Here is a 294-nt window from a genome sequence, read left to right as displayed (position 1 = left end):
TCCCCCTCCACCCGCTCCAGCCGTTCGGCCAGGGCCCGGAGGAGGGCCAGGGCCTCCCCCTCGGAGGGGAGGGCGAGGCCGGCGGCCGGGAAGTCCCCCTGGACCCGGGCCAGGGCCTCCTCCAGGGGGAGGCCTTCCCGCAGGTGGGCCTCCCGGGCCGCCTGGAGGCGGGCCAGGGCCTCCTTGGGCCAGAGCCGGCCCCCCCGGGGGTCCCGGGGCAGGGGGCCCACCACCCCCTCCCACAGGGCGGCGTAGCGCCGGAGGGTGGCCGGGGAGACCCCCAGGGCCCGGGCG

General features: G+C 82.0%; 1 protein-coding gene. It reads right to left on the bottom strand.

The annotated features are described in order from the left end of the window. On the bottom strand, positions 1 to 294 hold a 294-nt coding region (locus L0D17_RS14085; RefSeq protein WP_279231849.1), incomplete at both ends, for a MerR family transcriptional regulator.

Source organism: Thermus thalpophilus, from assembly GCF_022760915.1.
In the GTDB taxonomy this organism is placed as follows: Bacteria; Deinococcota; Deinococci; order Deinococcales; family Thermaceae; genus Thermus; species Thermus thalpophilus.
Note: the sequence above shows the minus strand (reverse complement) of the source record. Positions and strands in the feature narration are given on the sequence as shown.